This window comes from Citrobacter sp. S39, from assembly GCF_009495675.1.
Classification (GTDB): Bacteria; Pseudomonadota; Gammaproteobacteria; order Enterobacterales; family Enterobacteriaceae; genus Citrobacter; species Citrobacter freundii.
In genome coordinates this window covers 4,520,332-4,542,758 of record NZ_CP045555.1, presented here as the reverse complement: position 1 = coordinate 4,542,758, position 22,427 = coordinate 4,520,332, and the positions used below count along the sequence as shown (strand labels likewise).

Here is a 22,427-nt window from a genome sequence, read left to right as displayed (position 1 = left end):
AGAGTGAGAGGGGAAAAGCATGCTGCGTCGTTTACTTCAGCTGTTTATCGGGCTGACGCTGTACGGTGTGTCGACGGCGATGTTTGTCCGTGCCGATTTAGGGGCCGATCCGTGGAACGTGTTTCACCTGGGCGTGGCCAATTTATTGTCGATGAATATTGGCGTGGTGATTATTGCCGTGGGTGTGTTGGTACTGCTGGCGTGGATACCGCTGCGCCAGCGTCCAGGGTTTGGCACGTTGAGCAACGTGATTATGATCGGGCTGGCGGCAGATGCCGCGCTGCTGGTGATTCCGGGATTTGAATCCCTGCTGGCGCGCAGCGGGCTGTTGGTGTCAGCGGTGATCCTGAATGCGTTAGCAACCAGCCTGTACATTGGTGCCGGTTTTGGCGCCGGTCCGCGTGATGGTCTGATGACCGGTATCCACGCACGTACCGGCTGGCCAGTACGACGAATTCGAACCGCAATTGAAGTGTCGGTGCTGCTTATCGGTTGGTTGCTGGGAGGAACCGTGGGGGTTGGTACGGTGCTGTATGCCTTGGCTATCGGACCGCTCATTCAGCTTTGCCTGCCGTGGTTTCGCCATCAGCCGCAGGCACGTATTCGCATCAGGAATACGCCTGGGGCGCGATCGCCTGCTGGCGACTAAACTTAACCTCGACTGACGCGGCTGGAATCGGCTTGCCGCGCAGTACACTTCGGAGGTTTTTCTCATGAAGTATGTTGATGGCTTTGTGGTTGCCGTACCCGCTGAAAACAAGGAGGCGTACATTGCGATGGCGGCAAAAGCAGCTCCGCTTTTCAAGGAGTTCGGTGCATTGCGCGTGGTGGAGTGCTGGGCAGATGATGTCCCTGACGGCAAATTGACCGATTTTCGCATGGCTGTGAAAGCGCAGGATCATGAAGAAGTGGTATTCAGTTGGATTGAATACCCTTCCAAAGAGGTCCGCGACGCGGCGAATCAGAAGATGATGTCCGATCCCCGTATGAAGGAATTCGGTGAATCTATGCCATTTGATGGCAAGCGAATGATCTACGGTGGATTTGCGCCCATTATGGAAGAGTGATGTGACTGGCTGTGCGGCGTGCCGCCAGCCATCTCAACATCAAAAGCCATGTTAAAGCCGTTTTTCTGCCCACAGTATAAATTCCGTTTTCGGCAGCGCTTTGCTGTAAAGCCAGCCTTGACCGTACTGCACTCCGTGCTTGCGTAGCCAGGTTTCCTGATTCTCGGTTTCGATACCTTCCGCCACCATCTCAAGTTTTAACGCTTTTGCTATCTCGATGATATGTGGCGTGACGTTGTTGTACTCCAGTGCATCGACGAACGATTTGTCTATCTTCAGAATGTCTACATCCAGATCCTGCAAATAACTCAGGCTGGAATAGCCGGTACCAAAGTCATCAATATAGATTGAATGACCCGCCTGACGGTATTTGGCAATAAACGGCGCGCTATTTTTTGGGTCAGCAAATTCGCGTTCAGTTAGCTCCAGCGCGATTTGCGCAGGCTTAAGTTGCCAGTGGTTCACCTTCTGGCTTAACAGGGCAGGAAGCGTTTCGGAGGACAGATCGGCTGACTCAAGGTTGATTGATATATGCTGCTCGGGATGCTGACGCAGCCATTTGCCTAAATCTTCAAATACGCTTTCAATAATCAACCGGGTGAGGGACTCTGTCAGCCCGGTTTCATGCGCCAGCGCGACGAAAATTTCAGGTGACAGATAACTCCCATCGGCCTGTTGCCAGCGAGCCAGCGCCTCTGCCCCAACCACTTTCCCAGTTTTGAGCGAGATAATTGGTTGATAGTGGACTTTGATGTCCCGATGCTGGATAGCGTCCTGTAACTGGTGATGGGGAGACTGTAAGCGGCGCAAAATACGCAAAACAAAGGCGGCGGTGAGCAAGCCGATAAGAATACCTGCCGGGAGCCAGATCAGTGCCTGCCGGTGCCAGGTTTTTTGCAATGGTAGGGTAGACGCCCAGGTTACGATCGTGATGCCCAACTCAGGAAAGGGGCGGGCGTTATAAATGCTGCCATCTTTGTTAAAATGAGTAATCGATCGTTCTTGCTGTATATGCTGCAAAACGTCCGATGGCAGATCGGCGCTACTGGCAACTACGACGTTGCGCATGGTGCCAATGATAGTCACTTCAATCGGCCATGAGCCAAATGGGATGACGTCAATGAAAGAACCCGGATCGACCATCACAATATAATGTTCGCTCCCTAATGCTGCCATAAAGCGCTTGATGCCCAAATCATTTTGCGTGGTAAGCCATGCGCGATATCCATCAGGAGTGACTTTCATTGCGGGTGGAAATGCGTCTGCCTGGCTTCTTTTTTCCAGAGATGAGCATTGCGGAACGTTATCTTTGAGGTACAGCACTTCCTGAATATAGCGATAGCTATATGACAAACGACGCATTTCCAGCAGATGCTCATCACTACAAGGCACCCCCTGAAATGCTTCAATATGGCGTAATGCTTTTTTCGCCTGCTCGCCTACGCGTTCCGTACGTAATGCGACTCGTGTTGAGAACATGTCGAGTTCATCGATAAATTTCGTTTCGACCTGACGATGTGCCAGCCACAGGCTTAAACCTACAGGCGCGAGGATGGAAAGGAACAGTACCCCAGTCACCAGGCTTATCAGATGTCGTGTTGTCACAGTGATATCCTTATTTACACAGCGTAGGGAAAGTATATCTGAAACCCCGAAAAGCTATTCGATTGACATCATATATTTACGGCCACTTATCATCCCGTTTAACTCCCTGTAGCGTAAATCAGGTTGTGGTTTGTACAAGAGTGGTGTATTTTGTTGGTTATGTTATAACGTAACAAATCGAGGTTGCCATGAAACCGGATATCCATCCTTTTTACCGTACCGTGGTGTTTCACGATACCAGTGCCAATGAATTCTTTAAGGTCGGTTCGACCATTAAGACTGAGCGTGAAATTGAGTTTGAGGGGGAAATGTACCCGTACGTGACCCTCGATATCTCTTCTAAATCGCATCCGTATTATACCGGGAAACAAAAAACCTTTGATAATGAAGGTAGTGCAGCACGTTTCCAAAAACGTTTTGGTCATTTTATTGGCGTTAAGCGGGGTTAAAATGCAGGTACTCAATTCACTTCGCAGCGCAAAACAGCGCCATCCTGACTGCCAGATAGTAAAACGCAAAGGGCGTTTGTACGTTATCTGCAAAACGAATCCGCGCTTTAAAGCAGTACAGGGGCGTAAAAAGAGACGTTAGTTTCTTTGCCAGCATTTCAGGGATTAAAGTGCGTTGCCTGGGCTGGAACGCACTTTTTTTATCTGCGCTGAGATGCTGTTACTGGGTGGTCTGGGCCCGGGTAAGCGTAAAGACATCGTAAAACGAGAGTTCGCCTTTACGCGATATCATCTTTTGCAGCTGTGCTTTATGTTCGCTATCCACGGACGGTGAGTGCAGGATAGTATCGATGAGCGAGGAGGGGACAAAGCGCGTGTTGTACCATTCTCCGTTATAGCAAACTCTAAAATCCAGAACGTCGATATCTTCAAAGCGGTACCGTGGCGCAACGTCGAAAAAGAAAAAGCCGTTGAGTACAACGAACAGTACCACCAGCAGCCATACTGAATCGACTAACGTTTCTGACTGTAGCATCACCGCCAGCGTGGCAAACCAGGCAACATACATGCCGATAAACAGCCCTGGGTGTTTGCGAATAAAGCTGATGCTAAAGCGCGGTTTGTTGTCGCGCTTCTCGCGAATATTTAAGTCGTCGATTGTTTCAGTAAGCAGGCGCTGTATTTCTGTCATCTCTTGCCTTCGTGATATCTGCAAAATTCAGGAGGGATCGCCCTATTTTAAAAGGGGATACCCTTTGAAGAAAGTAACAGATTAACCGCAATTTAGCATAACAGTTACATTTAAGATCACAGCGTTTTGATGATCCTTGCGGGATTGCCCCCAACTACGGTGTTCGCTGGAACGCTTTTAGTGACTACTGCACCTGATGCCACAACCACGTTATCGCCCAGCGTGACGCCAGGATTGATCACTGCACGGCCACCTATCCAGACATTATTGCCGATAGTCACGGGCTTTCCGAACTCCAGGCCACTGTTGCGCTCGGTAGCATCCAGCGGATGGGTCGCGGTATAGATATGAACGCCAGGTGCCAGCATGCAGTTGTCGCCAATATGAATTGGACAGACGTCGAGCATAACGCAGTCGAAATTAGCGTAAAAGTCTTTACCAAGATAGATGTTATATCCGTAATCACACCGGAAAGAGGGTTCAATATAGGCACCCTCACTCTGACCTAACAGATCATGCAGGATTGCCTGACGCTCATTTTTTTCATCGGGAGCGGTGAGATTGTAACGATAGATCAATTGACGAGCACGTAGTCGGTCACTGCGCAGTGTTTCATCTGCCGGGCGATAGTATTCGCCGGCGATCATTTTTTGCTTTTCATTACGCATTACGATTTCCCTGTGTACTGAAGGTTATTTCAGCACAGTAAAACGTAATGCAAGCAAGGGGAACGTTCCCGCTTCTTTGCTGTGATCATTGTCACGTGATTTGAATTAAATAACCATTGTATACCTTAAATAATTCGAGTTGCAGGAAGGCGGCGACGCAGCGAATCCCTGGGAGCGTACATTAGTACGTGACTAGGGTGAGCGAGGAAAGCCAACGCACATGCAACTTGAAGTATGACAGGTATAAATACGAAAACGGTCAGCCAGACAAATGTGCCGCTATACCTGACTTAACCTTGAGTGCAATTAGCGAATGAATTTCCAAACAGAAGTTGGAATCTTGTCGTAAAGCTTATTCATGGTCAATTCAGCAAGGCGATGATCTGCTGCTGAGTAAAATACAGCCAGTTCGTTGTCGGACAATTCATATTTATTTTTTTCAATAACGCGCTCTAGCGTATCAATTGTCTGGCAACGTCGCAGGCGCATCAAATAATCTGTTTTAGTTAATGGTTTATCGGACATAACTCTTACCTATGATTGTAATAATTTTTAACAAGACAAACTAACAGGATTAGCCCTGGTGGCATTGACAAAACAGCGAAACAGTCGATTACCTGACTTCCGCCATTTCTGCAGATCCTGCGTATTAATACCATAACTGCTGAACAACATAAAAGTGTCATCCAGGTATTCATCTATCTGCGCAATCAGCTTATTGTCCTCATTGTACTTAATTTTATAATTAAGTGCGAAGGTTGCAATATGCTCTATCAGTTCATTGAGCTGCAAGCTGGTTGCAGAGGTAGGGTCATTAACCCAGCCATGGTTACTTTGTTCAAGGTTTGCAAGACAGTCATGATACAGAGTTTCGCAGAGAAATTTAAGCTGCGCGATATCATGTCTTTTGGGTGAGTATTCATCCATAACGCATCCCCTTCTTAGTGGCTTAAACTAACCGAACACCTTTCGGGATGGATACAACAACTACCTGGAACTTGCCCGCGACTCCTGATGATTTAACTATAATCTACTCTAAAAAAGATTTCATCGTCATATCACGAAAAATTACAATTATGTAAAATTATGATGCTACGTCATTTTTACATTTTAACAGATAAATGCCGCTATTCGAAATGGGACAATTTCTTTATTCTTCGGGCAATCATCGGGTTATCTTGTTTAGGTTTAGCAACGAAAGGCAACAACCGACAATGTGAACCAGTGGATAGGATTAATCTTAATATTTATTAAAGTAAATAAGAACTCTCGCTGTTTTTTAAGAATAGCCTTTAAGGCTGCAAGGATTATATCGCTTATTTACCCGATAGAAAATAAACGGAATGGCAATAAGTGATTTTTATGATTTTTTCAGAAAAAAGGCCGCTTGCGCGGCCTTATCTTTAGAGATGTATCAATGATGCTCTACTGAGTGGCTATGCTCAATATCTTCATTTTTGCGGCTAAAGCGGCGGCGTACCACCACAAAGAACACCGGAACAAAGAAGATCGCCAACACGGTTGCCGTCACCATCCCACCCATTACGCCAGTACCAACGGCGTTCTGCGCACCGGAACCTGCGCCGGAGCTGATGACCAGCGGCATTACGCCCAGAATAAAGGCCAGTGACGTCATCAGGATTGGACGTAAACGCATGCGTACTGCGTCCAGCGTCGCCTCTATCAGACCTTTACCCTCTTTATCCATCAAGTCTTTGGCGAATTCGACGATAAGTATCGCGTTCTTCGCCGACAACCCAATGGTTGTGAGCAGGCCTACCTGGAAGTAAACGTCGTTGGTCAGGCCGCGGAACGTTGCTGCCAGCAATGCACCGATAACACCCAGCGGTACAACCAGCATTACGGAGAACGGAATTGACCAGCTCTCGTACAACGCTGCCAGACACAAGAATACGACGATCAGTGAAATAGCATACAGGGCAGGAGCCTGGTTGCCGGACAGTCGTTCCTGGTAGGACATACCAGTCCAGTCATAACCGATACCGGATGGCAGTTTGCTGGCCAGTTGCTCCATCATCGCCATGGCTTCACCGGTACTTTTACCCGGAGCGGCCTGGCCTAAGATTTCCATGGAAGGCAAACCGTTATAGCGTTCCAGACGCGGCGAACCGTATTCCCAACGTGAGGTAGAGAAGGCGGAGAACGGTACCATCTGTCCATCGCTACCGCGGACATACCAGTTGCCAATATCTTCCGGCAACATACGGTATTTCGCTTCAGACATGACGTAAACTTTCTTCACACGACCACGGTCGATGAAGTCATTCACGTAGCTTCCGCCCCATGCTGCACCCAGCGTTGTATTAATATCACTAATGGAAACGCCCAGAGCCTGCGCTTTTTCCTGATCGATATCGATCTTGAACTGCGGCGTATCTTCCAGACCGTTAGGACGAACACCGACCAACAGATCAGGATGCTTCGCGACTTCACCAAACAGTTGGTTACGCGCCTGAGTCAGCTTCTCATGGCCCAGACCCGCCTGGTCAATCAACTGGAAGTCAAAACCGGTTGCGGTCCCTAACTCCACAATCGCTGGCAGGTTAAAGGCAAAGACCATTGCGTCTTTAATCTGCGAGAATGCGCCCATTGCACGCTGAGTAATCGCTTCAACCTTGTTCTCTTCGCCAGGACGTTCACTCCAGTCTTTCAGAGAAACGAACGCGATGCCGGTGTTCTGACCACGACCAGCAAAACCGAAACCGTTAACGGCAAACACCGATTCAACGTTCGCTTTTTCCTTGGTCAGGTAGTAATCCGTCATTTCGTCCAGTACTTTCTGGGTACGCTCTTGCGTCGCACCCGCTGGCAGCTGAGCCATAGACAGGAATACCCCCTGGTCTTCATCTGGCAGGAACGAACTTGGCAGACGAACGAACAGATAGGCCATGCCCACAACGATAATCAGATACAGCGCCAGATAACGACCGGTGCTGCGCAGAATACCGCCCACGCTATCGGTGTAATGATGCGTGCTCTTATCGAACATGCGGTTAAACCAGCCGAAGAAGCCTTTTTTGCCTTCTCCGTGATCGCCTTTAGCAATCGGTTTGAGCATGGTCGCACACAGGGCAGGGGTCAGAATCAATGCCACCAGTACAGACAGCGCCATCGCGGAAACAATGGTGATGGAGAACTGACGGTAAATTGCACCGGTCGACCCTCCGAAGAACGCCATTGGGATAAATACCGCTGACAGCACCATCGCGATACCCACCAATGCGCCCTGAATCTGGCCCATCGATTTTCGCGTTGCTTCCTTCGGCGGTAGTCCTTCCTCAGCCATTACACGTTCAACGTTCTCGACCACCACGATGGCGTCATCCACCAGCAGGCCGATGGCGAGCACCATCCCGAACATCGTCAGGGTATTTATTGAGAAGCCGAAAATCGCCAGGACGGCAAACGTACCCAAGAGTACCACCGGCACGGCGATAGTCGGAATCAGCGTCGCGCGGAAGTTCTGCAGGAACAGATACATTACCAGGAACACGAGGATGATTGCTTCTGCCAGCGTTTTCACTACTTCGTGAATAGAAATTTTCACGAACGGCGTGGTGTCATACGGGTAAACGATCTTCAGACCTGACGGGAAGAACGGTTCCATCTTCTTCAGTTCTTCGCGGATAGCGTTTGCGGTGTCCAGGGCGTTAGCACCTGTTGCCAGCTTGATACCCAGACCGGATGCCGGTTTACCGTTGAACTTCGCAATGATGTCGTAGTTCTCACCGCCCAGTTCCACTTTCGCTACGTCACGCAGACGAACCTGGGAACCATCCTGATTCACTTTCAGCAGAATTTTGCCGAACTCATCAGCGGAGGTCAGACGGGTTTGCGCGATGATCGATGCGTTAAGCTGCTGACCTTTCACCGGCGGCGTACCACCTAACTGACCGGCTGCAACCTGGGCGTTCTGCGCTTTGATGGCGCTGATTACATCAACCGGTGTCAGCTGGAAGTTGTTCAGTTTGTTCGGATCCATCCAGATACGCATCGCGTACTGAGAACCAAACAGCTGAACGTCGCCCACGCCTGAAGTACGGCTAATGGCATCCTTCATGTTGGCGCCAACGTAGTCGGAAATATCCTCCTGCGTCATGGTACCGTTGGTGTTGATAACACCGACAACCATCAGGAAGCTGCTGGATGACTTCTCAACGCTAACCCCTTGCTGCTGTACTTCCTGAGGCAGCAACGGCATGGCCAGCTGCAGTTTGTTCTGCACCTGTACCTGTGCGATATCCGCATCAGTACCAGACTGGAAGGTCAGGGTGATCTGCACGGTACCCGTGGAGTCACTGTTAGAGGACATGTACATCAGGTTATCGATACCGTTCATATTCTGTTCGATAACCTGCGTAACAGTATCCTGTACTGTTTTGGCATCAGCGCCAGGGTAGGTCGCGGAGATCGTCACTGCTGGCGGTGCAATAGTCGGATATTGCGCTACCGGCAATTTGAGGATCGCGAGCCCCCCTGCCAACATGATGATAATGGCGATCACCCACGCAAATATTGGGCGATCGATAAAGAAATTAGGCATGTCTTAACGGCTCCTGTTTAAGTTAAGACTTGGACTGTTCAGGCTGGCTACCGCTTTGGCCTTGCTGGTTGTTATCAGCGGTGATTTCCTGCGCTTTTACCTGCGCGCCAGGACGTACTTTCTGCAGCCCAGTAACAATCACGCGGTCGCCCGGCTTAAGTCCATCAGTGACTAACCATTTGTCGCCAATCGCTTGTGCGGCGACAATTTGACGAGTTTCAACTTTGTTGTCTGCACCGATAACCAATGCACTGGCATCGCCACGCGGTGTGCGGGTAACGCCTTGCTGTGGAACCAGTAATGCAGTTGGGTTAATCCCTTCTTCCAGACGTGCGCGGACGAACATACCCGGCAGTAAGGTATGATCCGGGTTCGGGAAAATTGCGCGTAACGTAATCGACCCAGTGGTTTGATCTACCGTCACATCAGAAAATTCCAGCGTACCGGACTGCGGGTATTTAATGCCGTCATTGGTCACCAGTTCGACTTTCGCTTTACCGTTCTCTTGCTTCAGCGTGCCGTTGGCCAGCTCTTGTTTCAGGCGCAGGAAGTCGTTGCTTGACTGCGTCACGTCTACATAGATGGGATCCAACTGCTGAACGGTCGCCAGTGCGGTCGCCTGACCGTTTTGCACCAGAGCGCCTTCCGTAACGGATGATTTACCAATGCGACCGCTGATCGGTGACGTCACTTTGGTGTAAGCCAGATTGATGCGTGCAGTTTCTACCGCAGCTTTCGCGGCAACGACGGCGGCGTTTGCCTGCTGTGCGTCAGCCAACGCGCTATCGTAGTCCTGTTGGCTGATGTACTTAGTACCTAACAGTTTCTGATAACGTTTCACCGTCAGTTGAGCAATGTTTGCTGCGGCTTGTGCTTTAGCCAGATCGCCTTTTGCACTTTCATAAGCGGCCTGGTAAGTAGCAGGATCAATCTGATAGAGAGATACACCCGCTTCGATGTCACCACCTTCCGTGAAATTACGTTTCAGGATAATCCCGCTAACCTGAGGACGAACTTCAGCAATACGAAACGCACTGGTGCGACCCGGAAGTTCGGTTGTGATCTGTAGAGGTTCAGTTTTGAGCGTAACAACTCCAACCTCTGGCATTTGCTGGCCCCCTTGTTGGGCCTGTTTGTCGTCACATCCTGTTAGCGCTAAGCTGCCTGAGAGCATCAGAACGACTGCCAGAGGCGTTAACCCTCTGTTTTTGTTCATATGTAAACCTCGAGTGTCCGATTTCAAATTGATCAATGGCTTAAAGCCCATAAACCCATTGCTGCGTTTATATTATCGTCGTGCTATGGTACATACATTCACAAATGTATGTAAATCTAACGCCTGTAAATTCACTGACCTATGGCACGAAAAACCAAACAACAAGCACAGGAAACACGACAACACATTCTTGATGTCGCTCTGCGTATGTTTTCGCAACAAGGGGTCTCATCCACCTCGCTGGCTGAGATCGCAAAAGCCGCTGGTGTGACGCGCGGTGCAATCTATTGGCATTTCAAAAACAAATCGGATTTATTCAGTGAAATCTGGGAGCTAGCAAAACCTAACATTGATGAGTTAGAGACTGAGTATCAGGCAAAATTCCCTGACGATCCACTATCAGTATTAAGAGAAATTTTAATTTACGTTCTTGAAACTACCGTGACAGAAGAACGCCGACGTTTATTGATGGAGATTATATTCCACAAATGCGAATTTGTCGGGGAAATAGCATCAGTTCAGTTAGTCGAACGTAGCCTGTGTCTGGAAAACTATGACCGTATAGAAAAAACGTTACGCCACTGTATGGATGTCAACATGTTGCCGGAAAACCTGAACACACGTCGTGTAGCGGTGTTAATGCGTAGCTATATTTCCGGGATCATGGAGAACTGGTTATTTGCTCCCGAATCGTTTGATCTGAAGAATGAGGCTCGCCAGTACGTGGCGGTGCTGCTGGAGATGTGTCTGCTTTGTCCAAGCTTGCGCCTGCAGGCAGGAGAGACAAGCTAGTTTGCCATTCTGCACCAGGAATTCTCCTGGTCGTTTTGCCTGCTGCTATTCTGCTGGTCACAGCCGTGATATTCTTGCCGCTTGACTATTTCCGGTCACTTTCCCGGTTCAGAAACATTCATTCTCATGACTATGTTGCAGCTCTATAAACGTTCACAGCATGTAATTGCTATTAGCATACTTTTCTTCATTCTATTGTTATCCTGCCAGTCATCTGCATTTGCGCGGGCGCAACAGAGTGGTGAACTGCCGACGAAAGCAGATATTCAGAGCCAACTGGACGCACTGAGTAAACAAAAAGATCTCTCCGCGCAGGATAAGCTGGTCCAACAGGATCTCATCGATACTATCGCCACGCTGGATAAAATCGATCGCGTGAAAGATGAGACCGTACAGCTTCGCCAGAAAGTGGCCCAGGCGCCGGAGAAAATGCGTCAGGCGACGGATGCGCTAAATTCGCTCAGCGATGTCGACAATGACGACGAAACGCGAAAAACGCTGAGCACGCTTTCCTTACGACAGCTTGAGTCACGCGTCGCGCAGGTGCTTGATGACCTGCAAAGCTCGCAAAACGATCTTGCTGCCTACAACAGCCAACTGGTGTCGCTCCAGACCCAGCCAGAGCGCGTACAAAATGCGATGTACACTGCGTCGCAGCAGATGCAGCAAATCCGCAACCGACTTGATGGCACTAATGTAGGCGAAGGTGCTTTACGCCCCAGCCAGCAGGTACTGTTACAGGCGCAGCAGGCGCTGCTGAATGCGCAGATCGACCAACAGCGAAAGAGCCTCGAAGGTAATACGATTTTGCAGGATACCTTGCAAAAACAACGTGATTACGTGACGGCGAACAGTAACCGCCTTGAGCATCAGCTCCAGCTCCTGCAGGAAGCGGTGAACAGCAAGCGACTGACGTTAACCGAAAAAACGGCGCAGGAAGCAGTCACGCCGGATGAAGCCGAGCGTATTCAGTCCAATCCGTTAGTGAAGCAGGAGCTTGATGTTAACCATCAGCTCAGCCAGCGTCTGATTGCAGCTACCGAAAACGGCAACAGCCTGATGCAGCAAAATATCAAAGTCAAAAACTGGCTTGACCGCGCGCTGCAATCCGAACGCAACATTAAAGAACAGATCGCCGTTCTGAAAGGCAGTCTGCTGCTGTCGCGTATTCTGTATCAGCAACAACAAACGCTGCCGTCGGCGGATGAACTTGCCGATATGACCAACCGGATCGCCGACTTGCGTCTGGAGCAGTTCGAGGTCAACCAGCAGCGCGACGCGCTGTTCCAGAATGATGCGTTTGTCGCCAAACTGGAAGAAGGGCACAGCAACGAAGTTAACGGCGAAGTCCATGATGCCTTACTGCAGGTTGTGGATATGCGTCGTGAACTGTTGGATCAGCTCAATAAGCAACTGGGCAACCAGCTGATGATGGCGATTAATCTGCAAATTAACCAGCAGCAGTTAATGAGCGTGTCGAAAAACCTGAAAGGGATCCTCACGCAGCAGATTTTCTGGGTTAACAGTAACCGTCCGATGGACTGGGACTGGATCAAAGCTTTCCCGCAAACGCTTAAAGACCAGTTTAAGTCGATGAAAATCACGGTGAACTGGGAAAAAGCGTGGCCTGCAGTATTTATTGCGTTCCTGGCGGGATTGCCGCTGCTGCTCATTGCCGGGTTAATCCGCTGGCGTCTGAAATGGTTGAAAGAGTATCAGGCGAAATTAGCCGCTGCGGTGGGTAACCTGCGTAATGACAGTCAGCTCAACACGCCAAAAGCGATTCTGATCGATCTCATCAGAGCCTTGCCGGCGTGCCTGATTATCCTCGCGGTAGGTCTGATTCTGCTTACCATGCAGTTGAATATCAGCGACCTGCTGTGGGCGTTCAGTAAGAAGATGACAGTCTTCTGGCTGGTGTTTGGTCTGTGCTGGAAGGTGCTGGAAAAAGATGGCGTGGCAATTCGTCATTTTGGTATGCCAGCAAAACAAACTAGCCATTGGCGCCGCCAAATCGTGCGTATTAGCCTGGCGCTGTTGCCGCTTAATTTTTGGTCGGTCATTGCTGAACTGTCACCGCTCAATCTGATGGACGATGTGCTGGGTCAGGTGGTGATTTTCCTCAACCTGCTGCTGATCGCCTTCCTGGTATGGCCAATGTGCCGCGAAAGCTGGCGTGATAAAGAGTCGCATGGTCTGCGTCTGGTGACGATTACCGTGCTGTCTATTATCCCGATAGCATTAATGGTGCTGACGGCGACCGGCTATTTCTACACCACGCTGCGCCTGGCGGGACGCTGGATTGAAACGGTTTATCTGGTCATTCTCTGGAACCTGCTGTACCAGACCGTGCTGCGTGGGTTGAGCGTCGCGGCACGTCGTATCGCCTGGCGTCGCGCGCTGGCACGTCGTCAGAACTTGGTGAAAGAAGGAGCGGAAGGTGCCGAACCGCAGGAAGAACCGACCATCGCGCTTGAGCAGGTTAACCAGCAAACGCTGCGTATAACTATGCTGGTGATGGTTGCCCTGTTTGGTGTCTTGTTCTGGGCCATTTGGTCTGATTTGATCACCGTGTTCAGCTATCTCGACAGCATTACGCTCTGGCATTACAACGGTACCGAAGCGGGTGCGGCAGTGGTGAAAGACGTCACCATGGGTAGCCTGCTGTTTGCGATTATTGCCTCAATGGTCGCGTGGGCGCTGATCCGTAACTTACCCGGCCTGTTGGAAGTGCTGGTGCTCTCGCGACTGAAGATGCGTCAGGGCGCTTCGTATGCGATCACCACGATCCTTAACTACGCGATCATCGCCATCGGCGCGATGACGGTCTTCGGATCGCTCGGTGTTTCGTGGGATAAGCTACAGTGGCTGGCAGCAGCCCTGTCGGTTGGTCTTGGTTTTGGTTTGCAGGAAATCTTCGGTAACTTTGTTTCGGGCCTGATTATTCTGTTTGAACGCCCGGTCCGCATCGGCGATACCGTGACTATCGGTACGTTTTCAGGAACAGTCAGCAAGATCCGTATCCGTGCCACCACCATTACCGACTTCGATCGCAAAGAGGTGATCATCCCGAACAAAGCCTTTGTGACGGAGCGTTTGATCAACTGGTCGCTTTCCGATACCACCACGCGTCTGGTGATCCGCATCGGCGTGGCCTACGGTTCGGATCTGGACAAAGTGAAGAAAGTGCTGTTGCAGGCGGCGATGGAACACCCGAAAGTGATGCACGATCCGGAGCCTGCGGTGTTCTTTACCGCCTTCGGCGCCAGCACGCTGGATCATGAGCTGCGTTTATACGTGCGTGAACTGCGCGATCGTAGCCACACGGTTGATGAACTGAACCGTGCGGTCGATCGTTTGTGCCGTGAAAACGACATTGATATCGCCTTTAACCAGCTCGAAGTGCACCTGCACAACGCGAAGGGCGACACCGTGACCGAGGTTAAGCGTGACATCATTAAAGGTGATGATCCGACGCCTTCGGTAGGTTAATAGAAAAGCTCATCAGGCCTGCGAGCTTCGATTCATTCGTAGGCCTGATAAGTGCAACGCTATCAGGCATTTCAGCTATAGCGCGTTTTTTGAAGAAGAGAGCTGTTTCTTTTCGTAATCCCGTTTAACAATCTCCAGCGCCTTCAGTACGGTTTCAGGTGCAACCTGATTTTCCTCAAGTAAAACAATCAAATCGACGGCCAGTTTGACCTCGTCCGGGGCGTTCTCTAATGACATAAATTCTCCGGGGATTAACGGGTTAAACGCGCCAGCACGTTTTCTATTCTTGCCAGAGCATGACGGCAGCGCGCCAGTCGCGCCTCGAATGCTTCTACTTCACGATGCAGTTTTTGCTGTTCTGCAAAGCCGGTAGCCTGAGCCAGACGCTCTTTGCGTTCACGCGTCATTTCAACCAGACGGCGTTCAAACTCCTGATGTTGGACCCGCTTACGCTGCCAGCGCGCCAGACCTGGAGATGCACTGTCCCACTCGCGTAGCGACCAACTGGCAGTTTCACGTGAAATCGCCTCTAACTGTGAGGCAAGGTGTTCCGCAAGCCAGGTGATTTGTGGTAGTTGTTGCTGCTCAACGGCGCGACGTAGGGCAGTAAGATTATCGTCAGCTTCATCCAGGCAGGCCTGCAGCAATGTGCTGCGCGTGTGAAACAGATGCCTGTCAAAGCGGGCGCTAAGCGTTGTGTGGTGCGCCAGCGGAGCACAACGCTGTCGCAGGCGGTTAAGCTGGTTTTCGAGCGTCTGTAACAGCATGGCGGTTTTCACAACAACACTCCGATGAAAATGAGAACTGTTATGCTAAAGTAGCGATTCTCTGTGTTAAGTACTGATATTATGCAACGCATTATTCTAATCATCATTGGCTGGATAGCGGTAGTGCTAGGTACGCTGGGCGTAGTATTGCCTCTGTTGCCGACGACGCCGTTTATACTGCTGGCCGCCTGGTGTTTTGCCCGCTCATCGCCGCGTTTTTACGACTGGTTGCTTTACCGTTCGTGGTTCGGCGGGTATCTGCGTCACTGGCAAAAGCACCGCGCGATGCCGCCGGGAGCAAAACCGCGCGCTATTTTGTTGATCCTGGTGACGTTTGCTATTTCCCTCTGGCTGGTCAATATGATGTGGGTACGCGGCCTGCTGCTGGTTATTCTCGCCTGTTTACTGATTTTTATGTGGCGGATCCCGGTGATTGATGAAAAACAACAAAAGCAGTAAAGCGCAATAATCGCTGTTGCAATTGTCTCTCGCAGCCAGTAAATTCGACCGTTTTCGAGCACAGGCGCAGATGGTCAAAGGTTAACCAAGTGTAACCTTGGCCCTAATATAGACACAAAATCATTCAAGATACGTCGAGGATGAAGTGTATAGTGCGCCGTGAAGTAATACTGTATTAATCAGGCACAAACTTATGACCGCGACTGCACAGCAGCTTGAGTTTCTCAAAAATAGCATCAAAAGCATCCACGACTACCCAAAACCGGGCATTCTTTTCCGTGATGTCACCAGTTTACTGGAAGATCCGAAAGCCTACGCCCTCAGCATTGAATTGCTGGTTGAGCGCTACAAAAATGCGGGGATCACTAAAGTGGTTGGCACCGAAGCGCGTGGCTTCCTGTTTGGCGCGCCGGTAGCGTTGGGGCTGGGTGTCGGCTTTGTTCCGGTACGCAAACCGCGTAAGCTTCCGCGTGAAGTTATTGCTGAGACCTATGAGCTGGAGTACGGCACCGATCAGCTGGAAATCCACGTTGATGCCATCAAACCGGGTGATAAAGTCCTGGTTGTGGACGATCTTCTGGCAACTGGCGGCACGATTGAAGCGACCGTGAAGCTGATCCGCCGTCTGGGTGGCGAAGTGACCGATGCTGCCTTTATCATTAACTTGTTTGATCTGGGCGGCGAGCAGCGTCTGGAAAAGCAGGGGCTGACCTGTTATAGCCTGGTTCCATTCCCGGGCCACTAAGTCGGGCTATCTTATCCCGGTTGAAGTAATACCGAGACACACAACCTCGCCGTTGCTGCGAGGTTGTGTTAGCATTACCCTCCTGTGAATCCACCCTCCAGCCTTTCAGAGCCTGCCAATGAGTTATCAGGTCTTAGCCCGAAAATGGCGCCCACAAACCTTTGCTGACGTCGTCGGCCAGGAACATGTGCTGACGGCACTGGCGAACGGCTTGTCGTTAGGGCGTATTCATCATGCTTATTTGTTTTCCGGCACCCGTGGCGTCGGTAAAACCTCTATCGCCCGCTTGCTGGCGAAGGGATTAAACTGTGAAACTGGCATCACCGCTACGCCGTGCGGCGTGTGCGATAACTGCCGGGAAATTGAGCAGGGGCGTTTTGTCGATTTGATTGAAATCGATGCCGCCTCACGCACTAAAGTTGAAGATACTCGCGATCTGCTGGATAACGTTCAGTATGCGCCCGCGCGCGGGCGCTTTAAGGTCTATTTGATCGACGAAGTGCACATGCTGTCGCGCCACAGTTTTAACGCCTTGCTGAAAACGCTCGAAGAGCCGCCCGCGCACGTCAAATTCCTGCTGGCGACCACCGATCCGCAGAAGCTGCCGGTGACCATCCTGTCGCGCTGTCTGCAATTCCATCTTAAAGCGCTGGATGTCGAACAGATTCGCCATCAGCTTGAGCATATTCTCAAAGAAGAGCATATCGCCCATGAACCGCGTGCGCTGCAACTGCTGGCTCGTGCCGCGGACGGCAGCCTGCGCGATGCGCTAAGCCTGACCGATCAGGCGATTGCCAGCGGCGATGGTCAGGTCTCGACCGACGCGGTCAGCACCATGCTCGGCACGCTGGACGACGACCAGGCGCTCTCGCTTGTTGAAGCGGTTGTGGCTGCGGACGGCGAACGCGTGATGACGCTGGTGAACGACGCCGCCGCGCGTGGTATCGAATGGGAAGCGCTGCTGGTTGAGATGTCGGCTTTGCTGCATCGTATTGCCATGGTTCAGCTTTCACCTGCTGCGCTCGGTAGCGATATGGCCGCCATTGAACAGCGTATGCGTGAACTGGCGCGAATTGTACCGCCTACCGATGTGCAGCTTTACTACCAGACCCTGTTAATCGGGCGCAAAGAACTGCCGTATGCGCCGGACAGGCGAATGGGCGTCGAAATGACGCTGCTGCGTGCGCTGGCTTTTCATCCGCGCATGCCACTCCCGGAACCTGAAGTCCCGCGCCAGTCGTTTGCCCCGGTCGCACCCACAGCGGTGATGACCCCGACGCAGGTGCCACAGCAGCAACCTGCGCCAGCGCAACAGCAACAGAATGTGCCGCTTTCCGATGCCACCAGTCAGGTGCTGGCGGCGCGCAGTCAACTGCAACGTGCTCAGGGAGCAACCAAAGCAAAAAAGAGTGAACCGGCAGCCGCTTCCCGCGCGCGGCCGGTGAATAATGCTGCGCTGGAAAGACTGGCTTCGGTGTCGGAACGTGTTCAGGCGCGTCCGGCAGTCTCTGCGCTGGAAAAAGCACCGGCGAAGAAAGAAGCGTATCGCTGGAAAGCGACCAATCCTGTTGCAGAAGTCAAAGAAGTCGTCGCCACGCCGAAAGCGCTGAAAAAAGCGCTTGAGCATGAAAAAACGCCAGAACTGGCGGCAAAGCTTGCGGCTGAAGCCATTGAACGCGACCCGTGGGCCGCCCAGGTGAGCCAGCTCTCGCTGCCTAAACTGGTAGAGCAGGTGGCGCTTAATGCCTGGAAAGAAGAGAATGGCAACGTGGTTTGCCTGCACCTGCGTTCCACGCAGCGACACCTTAATTCCAGCGGCGCGCAGCAAAAACTGGCCGAAGCACTGAGTTCCTTAACGGGGTCAACGGTTGAATTGACCATCGTTGAAGATGATAATCCTGCGGTGCGTACGCCGCTGGAGTGGCGTCAGGCCATTTATGAAGAGAAGCTCGCGCAGGCGCGTGAGTCGATTATTGCGGATAATAACATCCAGACGCTGCGTCGTTTTTTCGATGCGGAGCTGGACGAAGAGAGTATTCGCCCCATTTGATCGTCAGCCTAATGGTTTGACGGTCGTCATCCCTTAACGTGATTGAGAGAGAAGCCTATGTTTGGTAAAGGCGGTCTGGGTAACCTGATGAAACAGGCCCAGCAGATGCAAGAAAAAATGCAGCAGATGCAGGAAGAAGTCGCCAAGCTGGAAGTGACCGGCGAATCTGGCGCGGGTCTGGTAAAAGTGACCATCAACGGCGCGCATAACTGCCGTCGCGTGGAGATCGATCCAAGCCTGCTGGAAGACGACAAAGAGATGCTGGAAGACCTGGTTGCTGCGGCATTCAACGACGCGGCGCGTCGCATTGAAGAGACGCAGAAAGAGAAGATGGCCTCTGTTTCTTCCGGAATGCAGCTGCCGCCTGGCTTTAAGATGCCGTTCTGATGCAAACCAGCCCGCTGTTAACTCAGCTTATGGAAGCACTGCGCTGTCTGCCGGGCGTTGGCCCGAAGTCGGCGCAGCGCATGGCGTTCACGCTGCTTCAGCGCGATCGCAGCGGCGGGATGCGTCTGGCGCAGGCGTTAACGAAGGCGATGTCGGAAATCGGCCACTGTGCCGATTGCCGCACCTTCACAGAGCAAGACGTCTGCAACATCTGTTCGAACCCGCGTCGCCAGGAAAACGGTCAGATTTGCGTGGTGGAGAGTCCGGCGGACATCTACGCCATTGAGCAAACCGGGCAATTTTCCGGACGTTACTTCGTGCTGATGGGACACCTGTCGCCGCTGGACGGTATTGGTCCTGATGATATCGGGCTGGATCGTCTTGAACAGCGACTGGCGTCTGAGCAAATCAACGAACTGATTCTGGCGACCAATCCCACGGTCGAAGGAGAGGCGACCGCCAACTATATTGCTGAGCTTTGCATGCAATATGGCGTTGAAGCCAGCCGTATCGCCCATGGCGTTCCGGTAGGCGGCGAGCTGGAAATGGTCGATGGCACCACGCTGTCGCACTCTCTGGCAGGACGACACAAGATTAAATTCTGAACAAACGGAGGCCGCGACGGCGGCTTCCGCTTGAAATCCTTCCCGCTTGTCCCCATTTCACCCTCAACGTGTTTTTACCATTGAATATGGCATTGTTGAGGTAGATCTACATGAAAGGACAAGAAACTCGTGGTTTTCAGTCAGAAGTAAAACAGCTTCTGCACCTGATGATCCATTCTCTGTATTCCAATAAAGAAATCTTCCTGCGTGAGCTTATCTCTAACGCCTCGGATGCGGCAGACAAGCTGCGTTTCCGCGCACTGTCTAACCCGGACCTGTATGAAGGTGACGGTGAGCTGCGTGTGCGTGTTTCCTTCGATAAAGATAAGCGTACGTTGACTATTGCCGATAACGGCGTGGGGATGAACCGTGATGACGTTATCGATCATCTGGGGACCATTGCGAAATCCGGCACCAAATCTTTCCTCGAATCCATGGGCTCCGATCAGGCGAAAGACAGCCAGTTGATCGGTCAGTTTGGGGTTGGTTTCTACTCTGCCTTCATCGTGGCGGACAAAGTCACCGTGCGTACCCGTGCTGCGGGTGATAAACCGGAAAACGGCGTGTTCTGGGAATCTGCGGGCGAAGGCGAGTACACCGTTGCTGATATTACCAAAGAAGACCGTGGTACCGAAATCACTCTGCATCTGCGTGAAGGCGAAGACGAGTTCCTCGATGACTGGCGCGTACGTTCCATCATCAGCAAATATTCCGACCATATCGCGCTGCCGGTAGAGATCGAAAAATCCGAAGAGAAAGACGGCGAGACCGTGGTTTCCTGGGAAAAAATCAACAAGGCGCAGGCGCTGTGGACCCGTAACAAGTCGGAAATCAAAGACGACGAGTACAACGAATTCTACAAGCACATCGCCCACGACTTCACTGACCCGCTGACCTGGAGCCACAACCGTGTGGAAGGTAAGCAGGAGTACACCAGCCTGCTGTATATCCCGTCGCAGGCGCCGTGGGATATGTGGAACCGCGATCACAAGCATGGTCTGAAACTGTACGTCCAGCGTGTCTTCATCATGGACGATGCCGAGCAGTTCATGCCGAACTACCTGCGCTTTGTCCGTGGTCTGATAGATTCTAACGATCTGCCGCTGAACGTTTCTCGCGAGATCCTGCAGGACAGCACCGTCACCCGTAACCTGCGCAGCGCGCTGACCAAACGCGTACTGCAGATGCTGGAAAAACTGGCGAAAGACGACGCGGAAAAATACCAGACCTTCTGGAAGCAGTTCGGCCTGGTGCTGAAAGAAGGCCCGGCGGAAGACCACGCCAACCAGGAAACGATCGCTAAACTGATGCGCTTCGCGTCTACGCACACTGACTCCTCCGCGCAAACCGTGTCGCTGGAAGATTACGTGTCGCGAATGAAAGAAGGGCAGGAGAAAATCTACTACATCACTGCAGACAGCTATGCGGCGGCGAAGAGCAGCCCGCACCTGGAACTGCTGCGTAAGAAAGGCATCGAAGTGCTGCTGCTTTCTGACCGCATCGATGAGTGGATGATGAACTACCTGACCGAGTTCGACGGTAAGGCATTCCAGTCCGTTGCTAAAGCTGACGAGTCCATCGACAAGCTGGCGGATGAAGTTGACGAATCGGCAAAAGAAGCGGAAAAAGCGCTGACGCCGTTCGTTGAGCGTGTGAAAACCCTGCTGGGTGACCGCGTGAAAGAAGTGCGTCTGACTCACCGTCTAACCGACACGCCAGCCATCGTTACCACCGATGCGGATGAAATGAGCACCCAGATGGCGAAACTGTTTGCCGCTGCGGGCCAGGCCGTACCGGAAGTGAAATATATCTTTGAACTGAACCCGGACCACGTGCTGGTAAAACGCACGGCGGATACTCAGGACGAAGCACAGTTCAAAGAGTGGGTTGAGCTGCTGCTGGATCAGGCGCTGTTTGCTGAGCGCGGCACGCTGGAAGACCCGAACCAGTTCATTCGTCGTATGAACCAGTTGCTGGTATCCTGATACCTGTAATGTAATGCCGGATGGCGCTAACGCTTATCCGGCCTACAACATCTTTTTGATCGTAGGCCGGATAAGGTGTTTACACCGCCATCCGGCAATTTCTTTCCTTATTTTCAATTTTCCCGCCATTAACCGTTTCAGCGTAGACTACCTTCCTTGAGCCAATTGCGTGATGGTGGTATCGTTTAGCGCTTTTTAAAAAATATCGACAACCTTTAAGGGGATTTTCGTAATGCGTATCATTCTGCTTGGCGCTCCGGGCGCGGGTAAAGGAACTCAGGCTCAGTTCATCATGGAGAAGTATGGTATTCCGCAAATCTCCACCGGTGATATGCTGCGTGCCGCCGTGAAATCTGGCTCCGAGCTGGGCAAACAAGCGAAAGACATCATGGACGCCGGTAAGCTGGTGACTGATGAGCTGGTGATCGCGCTGGTAAAAGAGCGTATTGCTCAGGAAGACTGCCGTAATGGTTTCCTGCTTGATGGCTTCCCGCGCACTATTCCGCAGGCAGACGCCATGAAAGAAGCGGGCATCAACGTGGACTACGTTCTGGAGTTTGACGTACCTGACGAACTGATCGTTGACCGTATCGTGGGTCGTCGCGTACACGCTGCTTCTGGCCGCGTTTACCACATCAAATTCAACCCGCCTAAGGTTGAAGGCAAAGACGACGTGACCGGCGAAGAGCTGACCACCCGTAAAGACGATCAGGAAGAGACCGTACGCAAGCGCCTGGTGGAATACCATCAGATGACCGCTCCGCTGATCGGCTACTACTCTAAAGAAGCGCAGGCGGGTAACACCAAATACGCGAAAGTTGACGGCACTCAGGCCGTGGCTGACGTGCGCGCAGCGCTGGAAAAAATCCTCGGCTAATTTTTTCG

Annotated in this window: 22 protein-coding genes and 1 other annotated feature; of the genes, 13 read left to right on the top strand and 9 right to left on the bottom strand. The window is 51.6% G+C overall.

The genetic code is table 11. The features are described from left to right. Nucleotides 1-19 precede the first annotated feature (19 nt). Nucleotides 20-649, top strand: a complete 630-nt coding sequence (locus GFB57_RS21710; protein WP_003021707.1) for a membrane protein — start codon at nt 20-22, stop codon at nt 647-649. Between the two features lie 64 nt (nt 650-713). Beyond that, nucleotides 714-1,067: a DUF1428 family protein gene (locus GFB57_RS21705; RefSeq protein WP_003831033.1), complete on the top strand. Its 354-nt coding sequence runs from the start codon at nt 714-716 to the stop codon at nt 1,065-1,067. Between the two features lie 51 nt (nt 1,068-1,118). Here GFB57_RS21705 and GFB57_RS21700 read toward each other — a convergent pair whose 3' ends face one another. Next, on the bottom strand, nt 1,119-2,672 hold the full coding sequence (locus GFB57_RS21700; protein ID WP_003835927.1) for an EAL domain-containing protein: 1,554 nt from the start codon (nt 2,670-2,672) through the stop codon (nt 1,119-1,121). 188 nt (nt 2,673-2,860) lie between these two features. On the opposite strand from GFB57_RS21700, the gene GFB57_RS21695 reads away from it, so the two are divergent. Continuing rightward, nucleotides 2,861-3,121 (top strand): type B 50S ribosomal protein L31, encoded by a 261-nt coding sequence (locus GFB57_RS21695; RefSeq protein WP_003021719.1) that lies wholly within the window; start codon nt 2,861-2,863, stop codon nt 3,119-3,121. Between the two features lies 1 nt (nt 3,122). Then, nucleotides 3,123-3,263, top strand: coding sequence for a type B 50S ribosomal protein L36 (gene ykgO / locus GFB57_RS21690; RefSeq protein ID WP_005125190.1), 141 nt, complete (start codon nt 3,123-3,125; stop codon nt 3,261-3,263). A gap of 78 nt (nt 3,264-3,341) precedes the next feature. Here the strand turns inward: ykgO and GFB57_RS21685 are convergent, their stop codons facing one another. The 6 genes from GFB57_RS21685 to acrA form a co-directional block, all read right to left on the bottom strand. Further along, nucleotides 3,342-3,812: a YlaC family protein gene (locus tag GFB57_RS21685; protein WP_003021724.1), complete on the bottom strand. Its 471-nt coding sequence runs from the start codon at nt 3,810-3,812 to the stop codon at nt 3,342-3,344. Nucleotides 3,813-3,928: 116 nt separating this feature from the next. Then, complete coding sequence (gene maa, locus GFB57_RS21680) at nt 3,929-4,480, bottom strand: maltose O-acetyltransferase (RefSeq protein WP_003021728.1); 552 nt, start codon at nt 4,478-4,480, stop codon at nt 3,929-3,931. Nucleotides 4,481-4,786: 306 nt separating this feature from the next. Beyond that, complete coding sequence (locus GFB57_RS21675; RefSeq protein WP_002892050.1) at nt 4,787-5,005, bottom strand: HHA domain-containing protein; 219 nt, start codon at nt 5,003-5,005, stop codon at nt 4,787-4,789. A gap of 27 nt (nt 5,006-5,032) precedes the next feature. Beyond that, entirely contained in the window at nt 5,033-5,407 is a 375-nt protein-coding gene (tomB, locus tag GFB57_RS21670; RefSeq protein ID WP_003021733.1) for an Hha toxicity modulator TomB, read from the bottom strand. Between the two features lie 487 nt (nt 5,408-5,894). Next, nucleotides 5,895-9,044: an efflux RND transporter permease AcrB gene (gene acrB / locus GFB57_RS21665; protein ID WP_003021736.1), complete on the bottom strand. Its 3,150-nt coding sequence runs from the start codon at nt 9,042-9,044 to the stop codon at nt 5,895-5,897. 22 nt (nt 9,045-9,066) lie between these two features. After that, the gene (acrA, locus tag GFB57_RS21660) at nt 9,067-10,260 is read right to left on the bottom strand and encodes a multidrug efflux RND transporter periplasmic adaptor subunit AcrA (protein WP_003835922.1); all 1,194 of its coding nucleotides are present in this window, start codon (nt 10,258-10,260) and stop codon (nt 9,067-9,069) included. Nucleotides 10,261-10,401: 141 nt separating this feature from the next. On the opposite strand from acrA, the gene acrR reads away from it, so the two are divergent. Then, nucleotides 10,402-11,052: a multidrug efflux transporter transcriptional repressor AcrR gene (acrR, locus tag GFB57_RS21655; RefSeq protein ID WP_003021744.1), complete on the top strand. Its 651-nt coding sequence runs from the start codon at nt 10,402-10,404 to the stop codon at nt 11,050-11,052. A 126-nt stretch (nt 11,053-11,178) separates the two neighbouring features. After that, complete coding sequence (mscK, locus tag GFB57_RS21650; RefSeq protein ID WP_048219469.1) at nt 11,179-14,544, top strand: mechanosensitive channel MscK; 3,366 nt, start codon at nt 11,179-11,181, stop codon at nt 14,542-14,544. A gap of 75 nt (nt 14,545-14,619) precedes the next feature. Here mscK and rsmS read toward each other — a convergent pair whose 3' ends face one another. Together rsmS and priC are read right to left on the bottom strand one after the other, a co-directional pair. After that, entirely contained in the window at nt 14,620-14,781 is a 162-nt protein-coding gene (rsmS, locus tag GFB57_RS21645; RefSeq protein ID WP_003021750.1) for a pleiotropic regulatory protein RsmS, read from the bottom strand. Between the two features lie 14 nt (nt 14,782-14,795). Then, on the bottom strand, nt 14,796-15,323 hold the full coding sequence (priC, locus tag GFB57_RS21640; protein ID WP_003021753.1) for a primosomal replication protein N'': 528 nt from the start codon (nt 15,321-15,323) through the stop codon (nt 14,796-14,798). 69 nt (nt 15,324-15,392) lie between these two features. Here priC and GFB57_RS21635 point away from each other — a divergent pair, with 69 nt between their 5' ends. The 7 genes from GFB57_RS21635 (at nt 15,393) to adk (ending at nt 22,419) form a co-directional block, all read left to right on the top strand. Then, on the top strand, nt 15,393-15,770 hold the full coding sequence (locus GFB57_RS21635) for a DUF454 family protein (RefSeq protein WP_003021756.1): 378 nt from the start codon (nt 15,393-15,395) through the stop codon (nt 15,768-15,770). 193 nt (nt 15,771-15,963) lie between these two features. Continuing rightward, nucleotides 15,964-16,515: an adenine phosphoribosyltransferase gene (gene apt, locus GFB57_RS21630; RefSeq protein ID WP_003021759.1), complete on the top strand. Its 552-nt coding sequence runs from the start codon at nt 15,964-15,966 to the stop codon at nt 16,513-16,515. 118 nt (nt 16,516-16,633) lie between these two features. Continuing rightward, nucleotides 16,634-18,565, top strand: coding sequence for a DNA polymerase III subunit gamma/tau (gene dnaX, locus GFB57_RS21625; protein WP_003021761.1), 1,932 nt, complete (start codon nt 16,634-16,636; stop codon nt 18,563-18,565). Further along, nucleotides 17,898-17,962, top strand: a sequence feature (DnaX frameshifting element). Its footprint overlaps the gene before it by 65 nt. A 57-nt stretch (nt 18,566-18,622) precedes the next feature. After that, nucleotides 18,623-18,952: a YbaB/EbfC family nucleoid-associated protein gene (locus tag GFB57_RS21620; protein ID WP_003021764.1), complete on the top strand. Its 330-nt coding sequence runs from the start codon at nt 18,623-18,625 to the stop codon at nt 18,950-18,952. Further along, entirely contained in the window at nt 18,952-19,557 is a 606-nt protein-coding gene (gene recR / locus GFB57_RS21615; protein ID WP_003021767.1) for a recombination mediator RecR, read from the top strand. Before GFB57_RS21620 ends, recR begins: the two co-directional genes overlap by 1 nt. Before the next feature lie 110 nt (nt 19,558-19,667). Next, on the top strand, nt 19,668-21,542 hold the full coding sequence (htpG, locus tag GFB57_RS21610) for a molecular chaperone HtpG (RefSeq protein WP_003021770.1): 1,875 nt from the start codon (nt 19,668-19,670) through the stop codon (nt 21,540-21,542). A gap of 232 nt (nt 21,543-21,774) precedes the next feature. Then, entirely contained in the window at nt 21,775-22,419 is a 645-nt protein-coding gene (adk, locus tag GFB57_RS21605) for an adenylate kinase (RefSeq protein ID WP_003021773.1), read from the top strand. The last annotated feature ends 8 nt before the right edge of the window (nt 22,420-22,427 follow it).